The organism is Streptomyces sp. WM6378, from assembly GCF_001279695.1.
GTDB lineage: Bacteria > Actinomycetota > Actinomycetes > Streptomycetales > Streptomycetaceae > Streptomyces.
The window spans coordinates 1-1650 of the sequence record NZ_LGDD01000113.1 but is presented as its reverse complement, the minus strand read 5'-3'; the positions used below and the strand labels follow the sequence as shown (position 1 = coordinate 1650).

At 65.6% G+C, this 1650-nt stretch carries 1 protein-coding gene and 1 pseudogene; one reads left to right on the top strand and one right to left on the bottom strand.

Going from position 1 to position 1650, the window contains the following annotated elements; translation table 11 throughout:
- Positions 1 to 113 precede the first annotated feature (113 nt).
- Positions 114 to 1067 carry an MAB_1171c family putative transporter gene (locus tag ADK54_RS11880; RefSeq protein WP_053725553.1) on the top strand — a complete coding sequence of 318 codons (954 nt, stop codon included), beginning with the start codon at positions 114 to 116 and terminating at the stop codon, positions 1065 to 1067.
- A 122-nt stretch (positions 1068 to 1189) separates the two neighbouring features.
- Here ADK54_RS11880 and ADK54_RS11875 read toward each other — a convergent pair.
- A pseudogene (locus ADK54_RS11875) lies at positions 1190 to 1402 on the bottom strand (transposase); the annotation flags it as partial.
- Between the last annotated feature and the right edge of the window lie 248 nt (positions 1403 to 1650).

The following is a 1650-nucleotide window of genomic DNA, read 5'->3' as shown; positions in this document are numbered from 1 at the left end:
GGAACTCCGGAGGATAGGGACGAGGCATGACTGCCAGCCTTCCGTGAAGGGCTGTCAGTTAGCCACCAGAACTGGAACCTCAGAGGTGGGTCAGGTCAAGATGTCACCCGATCGTGCAGCAGACCCATCTGTTCGGGGCTTTCTCCGCCGTCGTCGTTCTCGACCTCCTCCTCGTCGTCACGGGCGGTGGCCCGCCGAGGAAGCGGCTGCACCTGATCAGCGCGGCGCTCCTGCTCTCCCTCGTGGTCTTCGATGCAACAGCGCCCGCGCACACGCAGGACACTGTCGCCCCGCATGGCACCCCGCTGCCGTCCCTGGAGTTCTGGCTCACCCTGTTGGGCATGCACCTCGCCTCCGACAGCGCCTGCGTCATCGTGTGCTGGCGCTACAGCCGGCGCAGCGCCAAAGGCCCGTCACGGACGAGTCTGGCGCTCTTCGGCCTGGGAACCGCCTTCGCCGGACTCTTCTGGGTCGGATACCTCATCTACATACCAGTGCGGTCACCGAGCATCCCGGCGCTCCTGTCCCTCGCCATGGGCCTGCACGGCCTGCTCCGGGCCGCCTCGATCGCCGTCCCGACCCTGCTCGACGCTCGGCGAGCCGTCGACGAGGTCAGAACACTGCATCGTTTGTGGCCGCTGTGGCGCGACCTTGTCGAGGTGGTGCCCTCGGTCGCGCTGTACAAACCGCGCAACCACCTGCGGGAGGCCATCTGGCCTCAAGGACCACGGCATCTGATCATCTACCGCAGGCTCGTGGAGATCCGTGACGCGATCCTCGTCCTGCGCGAGTACGTGCCGGCTGACCACGCCCCCACCCATGAACTGAGCTCACCCGACTTCTCCTGCGGAGATGCCCATGCTCTCGCCCTTATGCTCAGAGAGGCTCGCCGGGCCAAACTTGCAGGCGAACCGCCTCACACGGACCCGGCCAGACTGGTCCACTCGGGGGGCACGGACATAGCTGCGGAGACCGAGTTCTTGGTCCGGGTGGCCACGGCTTACCGCTACCCCATGGCTCCGCACACACCCCGCAAGCCCGTGCCGATGCCTTCCGAATCCGGCTGAACTCCTGCAAGAGGGGCTTGTGCACCCCAATTCCGTTCAGCAATCGGGCACTTACGGCACGCAAATAGAGCGTGCTGCGGCAAGTGGGGGCGTGTCAGTGACTCCGTGTAAGTCCTGGGGTTTCAGAGGTTAATGCGGTCCTGGAAGTAGATCGAGAACGCGTTCGGCGCAGCCTTCCAGTGCGGCGCGACGTGCGTCCTGCTGCGGGTCTTGGGCTCGATCAGCTCACGAATGGCCAGGTAGAGCACCTTGACCGCGGCCTGCTCCGTTGGGAAATGGCCGCGGTTGCGGGTGACTTTCCGCAGCCGCGCGTTGATCGACTCGATCACGTTCGTACCCGGTATGAACATCGGTGGAGGCCCGCTCTGGTACCGGCAGTGACAGGGCCTGGTCCTCGTCGTACGGTGCGACAGTCCGAGCCAGGGGCTTCCGGGGATTCAGCATGGGCAGGCCGGTCTATAGCACGGGCTGCGCGCCCGAGTTTGTAGTTGGCCGCCCCTGCGACCTGCCAGGATGCGCTGCGAGCGCGGATCCGTAGGTGCCGTTTCGCCCAGCTGAACCCCAGCACCGAGTACCGCTGGGA